Annotated in this window: 6 protein-coding genes; 3 read left to right on the top strand and 3 right to left on the bottom strand. The window is 24.5% G+C overall.

All coding sequences use genetic code 4. The annotated features are described in order from the left end of the window. Positions 1-181: 181 nt before the first annotated feature. Positions 182-829 (bottom strand): hypothetical protein, encoded by a 648-nt coding sequence (locus M0D11_RS05005; RefSeq protein WP_252320659.1) that lies wholly within the window; start codon positions 827-829, stop codon positions 182-184. Positions 830-965: 136 nt separating this feature from the next. Here M0D11_RS05005 and M0D11_RS05000 point away from each other — a divergent pair, with 136 nt between their 5' ends. From M0D11_RS05000 to M0D11_RS04990, 3 genes are all read left to right on the top strand, one after another. After that, complete coding sequence (locus M0D11_RS05000; protein ID WP_252320658.1) at positions 966-2,240, top strand: hemolysin family protein; 1,275 nt, start codon at positions 966-968, stop codon at positions 2,238-2,240. 75 nt (positions 2,241-2,315) lie between these two features. Continuing rightward, positions 2,316-3,386, top strand: coding sequence for a hypothetical protein (locus M0D11_RS04995; protein WP_252320656.1), 1,071 nt, complete (start codon positions 2,316-2,318; stop codon positions 3,384-3,386). A gap of 93 nt (positions 3,387-3,479) precedes the next feature. Further along, entirely contained in the window at positions 3,480-3,740 is a 261-nt protein-coding gene (locus M0D11_RS04990) for a hypothetical protein (RefSeq protein ID WP_174480370.1), read from the top strand. Between the two features lie 246 nt (positions 3,741-3,986). On the opposite strand, the gene M0D11_RS04985 is transcribed toward M0D11_RS04990, so the two are convergent. Together M0D11_RS04985 and trpS are read right to left on the bottom strand one after the other, a co-directional pair. Further along, positions 3,987-4,862, bottom strand: a complete 876-nt coding sequence (locus tag M0D11_RS04985; protein WP_174481248.1) for a Cof-type HAD-IIB family hydrolase — start codon at positions 4,860-4,862, stop codon at positions 3,987-3,989. A 12-nt stretch (positions 4,863-4,874) separates the two neighbouring features. Beyond that, the gene (gene trpS / locus M0D11_RS04980) at positions 4,875-5,900 is read right to left on the bottom strand and encodes a tryptophan--tRNA ligase (protein WP_252320654.1); all 1,026 of its coding nucleotides are present in this window, start codon (positions 5,898-5,900) and stop codon (positions 4,875-4,877) included. Positions 5,901-6,340: the final 440 nt, after the last annotated feature.

Genomic DNA, 6,340 nt, shown 5'->3' with positions numbered 1-6,340 from the left:
TGTTTAGAATTATTGTTATTTTTACTAAATCTGCTTATCTACTAAAATTTTAGCACCTTATAAATAAAATACAATAAAAAATAAACACGTATCTTAGTTATATCAATTTATAAAAAATGGAATAATCAATATTAAGAAATAAAAAAGTAAAAGAAGATAATTATATATCTTCTTTTAAAAATTATATAGTTTTTTTAGCAGCAGTTTTTAATAGATTACCTGTGATTAAAGCTGTTAGTTGATCAAAAAACTGATTTGGATTATCAATAGTTCCTCATTCTTGGCCAACAGTTATTAGTTTACCTTTATTAACAATAAAAACAATTGGTAAAGCTTTAAATGCTCTTTCTTTATCAACAGGATTTTGAATTTCCTTGACACCTGAATCAGCAACAGGTGCTGAACTATTATCAGAAATTTTATGGTCAAGTAGTCAATGATAAATTTGTTGTTGTCAACTAATTTTTTTATCATTTCAAAATTGGTTAACAATATCACTACTAGGGTTGGCATAAGGAGATTTTTCATAAATTTTAATATCAATAGTCCCATTAGTAGTAACACTGTTTATTTCAGTTTTCTTTTCTGTTAATCAGTTATCTCATTTACTTGGTACATTATTATTTTTGATTTGCCTTGTGTGTAAACCGTCAATAATTTGCTTAGAAAGTGGATTATCAGCAGCACCAAGTATGCCAAAAAAAGCATGCCCACTATTAATATCACTAATAAATTCTTGATATTTTGAATCATCTGTACAAGCACTAACTTGTAAACTAGTTGTTGTGCCTATTATTAAGGTTGCTATTAGTCCAAATTTTTTACGCATTTATTTTCATCACCTTCAATATAATATCATAAAGTTATATGAGTAATAAATTAATAATTAAATATAACGTACTAAGTATACTATGTTATAATCTTAATAACAATATAAAAATCAAAAGGAGTAGTTTTTTTTCTATATGGACAGTAATTGGTATATTTATTTAATAATATTGCTAGTTTTATTATTTTTAAGTGGTTTTTATTCATCTGCTGAAACATCATTAACTTCTTTAAATGTTATAAGAATTAAATCTATTGGTAAATTACGTAGTAAGAAAAGTCGTCGTGCTAATATTGTATTTAAGTTAGTTAAAAATTATAATGTAACTTTAACAACAATTTTACTTGGTAACACAGTAATTAATGTTGGAATTGGTACTTTAAGTACCATATTATTTATTGATTCTTTTCATGTTTCTCCTACTTATGGTCCTTTAATATCAACTTTAGTTTCAGCAATTGTTGTTTTAATTATTGGTGAAATTATACCTAAAAGTGTTGCAAAATTACATCCCGAGACAATAGCTTTAAATTATGCATATATTTTGTATATTCTTAATATTATTTTTTATCCAATAACTTTTATTGTTACTTTATTTCAATTTAAAAGTAAAAAACCAACAAGTTCTGAACAAGAACTTATTGAATTGATTTCAATAATTGAAAGAGAAGGAGTTCTTGAAAAAGCAGAACGTGATTTAATTGAATCTGCAATTAAATTTGATGAAAAATCAGTTTTTCAAGCTATGCATCCCAAAAGTAAAATTAAATATATTTATGATGATACGCCACCTAAAGTTATTAAACATCTATATTTAGAAGAAAAATATAGTAGAATTCCTGTTTTAGATCATGTTAATCAAAATGTAATTGGTATTTTAAATATTAAAGAATTTATTATTAATATGTTAGAAAATGAAAATCCAGATTTATTACAATTAATGTTACCAGCAATTTTTATTTCTAAGCGTACTAAGTTAAATGAAGCATTGGAAATTTTACAAACCGAAAGAATGCATATGGCTATTGTCTGCAATAATAAAGATAAAAAAGATTTTAATGGTATTATTACACTTGAAGATATTCTTGAAGAATTAGTTGGTGAAATTTATGATGAAACTGATGAAATTGGATTGATACAAGAAATAGGAACACATAAGTTTCGTGTTGATGGTTCTTCAAAACTTGAAGTATTATTTAAACGTTATTTAAAAAGAAAACCTCCAAATTATAATAAACAAACTGTCCAAGAATGATATATGTTCAAAACAAAAGTAAAGAAAGTAAGGAAAAATAGTCCACTTTTAAAATTTCGAAATTTTTCATTTAAAGTTATAAAGGTTCGCAAAGAATTTGCTGTTTTTGAAGTTGAAATTTTTACTAATAAAAAAATTAAAAATAAATGAGAATAGTTAGTGCAGGATTTTTATTTAAATGCTACAATGTAAAATCATAATTATAATTATGATATGAAGGGGAGGTTAATTATGAAAAAAGGTATTAAATTAGTAACTATGATTACAGCATTAAATCTTGTAACAGTTAATGGTTTAATGTTAACGTTTTCTCCAGACAGTGATCATTATGTCTATTTAAATAAGCATGATGCTAATGCTAGTTTATTAAAATGAAAACTTTCACCAGAAGATGCAAAGATGGTAAAAAAATATGAATATAAAATCCATCAAATGGCAAGTAAAGAAAGTATTGATGAATTTAATAACTTGTATGATAATAATAAAAGTGATGTAATTTGAAGTAATTATGATAGTTTACAATATGATTTAACTCATACTAAAATTGGTGGTAAAACCATTGATGTTAATTGAGTTGAAATGTATAAAAAAGCTGGTTTAAATAATGAACAATTACAATTAGCAGAGCAACAACAATTACGTTTTTATAATATTTTTGCTAAAGTTTTTCATAAAAACACTGTTATTAAACTAATTCAAAAAGTAGCACCAGTTGCTGTAAGTGATAGCACAGTAGCATGAACTGCTTTTAATTCAGAAGCTGATAATCAATGTATGGGTTATGGTCCTGAATTTGCAAATATTAATTTAATTGATCAACAATTTCAAGAGGGATTTTGATCTTCAGATCAAATAATTAGTGTTACAACTCACGAATATGGTCATGCTTTAAGTAATTTTATTGGTTTAAGTGCTGATGAAAGAAATTCATTTAATGCTAATTGAAAGTGACCAGATAGCAGTTATAGTGATGTTAATACTAATATGACATCAGTTTATCATAAACTAACTGTTAACAATGATAACAAACAAATTTATGATCGTACTTGATATTTAATTGATTATTTAGGTCAACAAGCAAAATTAACTAATATTAAGCAAAAATTATTATTTGGTTTAATAACAGTTAATAGTAATTATGGTCGTAGTGCCTGATTTAATGGTAAATATAATATAAATCTTGATGATGAATTTTTTGCTGAAAGTTTTGCTAGATGAATTTTAACACCTCAGAATCAGCGTGATTGAGGATGAGAATTGGAAAATAGTTTTTTCTTACATTATTTACCAACGGTTTTATAACATTTTACTAGTTAAAAAGGAGAATTATTTCTCCTTTTTTATTATTTGGTATAATAAATTTAAGTAAAAGAATTGAGGAAAGTAGGTAATTTTATGTTTGGCAAAAATATCCATGATCATGAATCACAGCAAAATAGTTGTTTAAAATGTCAGTATGAAAAACTTTTTAAAACAGGTAAAACATTATTTGATGAATGAGATAAACAACCACCAGCACCTGCTCAATTACTTAAAATAAAAAAACAATTAAATGAATTAAAAATTAAAATTGAAGAACAAAAAAATGATTCGGAATTAAAGTTTTGTGCCAATCACCCAGAAATTTTTGACTTCTTGCCTTTAGAAGTTTTATAGTTTTTTGTATTAATAGTATTAAAATATTTATATTTAGTAGAAGTTTAATATAATTAATGCCCTATTGTTTTGAAAAATAAAACAATAGGTTTTTTATTTTAGTATATTAAATTTATAAAAAACTTTTTTAAATAAAAACCTATTTACTTTAAAAATAAAGTAAATAGGTTAAAAACTTATATTAATGTTTAAAAACTATATCATATTACAAGTATAGAAATAATAGTTAATATATTTTCATTTCCATTAAATATAAATTTCACTTTCTTCATAAAGATTTAATAATTTTGATAAATGATCACCAACGCCACCCTCATCATTAGTTTTAGTAGTAATATCATTGGCAATACTTTTAATAACAATATTACCATTTTTCATTGCTACACCATAGCCAACTTCCATCAACATTTCTTTATCATTAATTTCATCACCATAAGCAATAACATCTCTAATATCAACATTATAATATTGAGCCAAAATGCGAGCTGTCATTCCTTTATCAATAAATTTACTTGAAATTTCAAAGATTAGTTTATTATTATCATAACGATTTCAAGTATTTACCTTAATTGAGTTTGAATATTTTTCCAAGTCACGATATACTTGATCAAGATTAGTATTTTCTTTAAATTCAATTAAAATGGCATTAGCGCTCCCTTTTCAATCACGAATTAATTTACTAATTGTAAAAGTATCATTTTCAATAGTATCTAAATGAAAATAAGTTTCAAAGAAATCATCTTTTTTTCAACATACTGCTTTGTTGTAATATTCAATAACCGCGTTTTCAATTTGTTGAAAAATATAGTCTTCATTTAAAATATGTTTAACAATTGTTTCAGAAATTGGAAAAACTAATCGTTTGAATTTTTTGATTTTTGGATCATGAATATGGCCACCATTAAAATTGCATAGTAATGTATTAAGACCTAATTCACGATAAAATTTAATTGATCCACGATAAGGTCGACCAGTGACAATACAAACAATATGACCTTGTTTTTGAGCATCAATTAGTGCTTTTTTAGTATTAATATGAATTTCTCGACCACCACTTTTTAATAGAGTACCATCTAAATCAACTAGGATTAAATGTTTTTGTTTTTTATTGTATAAAGACATTGTCTCTTCCTCCTATCTTTCTTTCTCGATAAAATTAATACCCATTGTGTCTTGAACAAAGTTTAATTTTTTAGTAGCAATATTATTAGCAAAATTTGCACCTTCTTCTAAATATTTTGCTAATTGTGATGATTTTTCATTAATAAATTCTTGGTGTTTTTTTTGCATTGGTTCTAATAAATCATTTATTACTTTAATTACTTCTTCTTTTAAAAAACCATAATTGTGATTGCTGAAGTATTGTTCACAAGTTTTGATATCTTTTTTAGTAATGCTAGCATAAATAGTTAATAAATTACTAACTCCAGGCTTATGTTCTGGATCAAATTTAATAATATTTTCTGAATCAGTAACTGCTTTTTTAATTTTATTGGTAACTTCTTGTTTGCTATCGCTTAAAAAAATACTATTTTTTAGATTAGTATCAGATTTTGACATTTTTTTTTCAGGTTCTTGTAAACTCATAATTTTCTGTGCTTGTTTATCAATAATTATTTTAGGAATTTTGAATAAATCAGTTTTATAATTGTTATTCATTCTTGTTGCTAAAGTTTTTGTCAATTCTAAATGTTGAGTTTGATCAACACCAACTGGCACAAAATCAGCGTCATATAGTAAAATATCAGCAGCCATTAATGCTGGATATGTAAGAATGCCTGTTGGAATACTAATCGTTTTATTTTGTTGATTTGTCATTTTTTGACTTTTATCTTTAAATTGTGTCATTCGTTCTAATTCACCGACATAACTATTACATAATAATATATATCCTAATTGACTATGGGCTAAAACATCAGATTGAATAAAAATATGAGATTTATTTGGTATAATACCAGCAGCAAAATATCAAGCGGCAATATCTTTAATATTATCTCTTAATTCTTGTGCTTTTATTGGTAGTGTTAATCCATGTAAATTTGCAACAAATATTAAGAGTTCATGTTCTTCTTGCAATTTTAAAAAATTATTAATTGCTCCCAAGTAGTTACCAAGAGTTAATTTTCCAGTGCTAGTTATTCCAGATATAATACGAGCCATATATTTTGCTTCCTCCAAATTAATTTTTTAATATAATTAATTATCAATGATAAAGTTAAATAATTCAATTAATTATATTAAAATTTGTTTGATTTTGATATAATAAAAACATAAATTAAAAATAGTTTTTGACCCATAGCTTTTATTTTTTTAAGAGTAATAGGTTTTTTTACTTTATAAAGGAGTTTTTTTATGTTATTTGGAGAATAAAAATATAAGGATGATTTACAAAAATATTTAAAGAAAATAGAAGATCGAAACAATGTGAAAGAATATCTTCAAACTCTTGGGTTAAAACTTGAGGAATTAGAAATCAAGAAACAAAATATTGCCGAAAAACAAGCAAGTTTTGAATTTGAAAGAAAACAACTAGAAGATATATTGAAGAAAGCTGAAAGTCAATTAAGAAATATCAAAGATAGTGAAGATAAAAAAACAGG

The sequence above is a fragment of the Spiroplasma endosymbiont of Lariophagus distinguendus genome, from assembly GCF_023846195.1.
In the GTDB taxonomy this organism is placed as follows: domain Bacteria; phylum Bacillota_I; class Bacilli_A; order Mycoplasmatales; family VBWQ01; genus Spiroplasma_E.
This window is presented reverse-complemented; position numbering and strand designations above follow the sequence as displayed.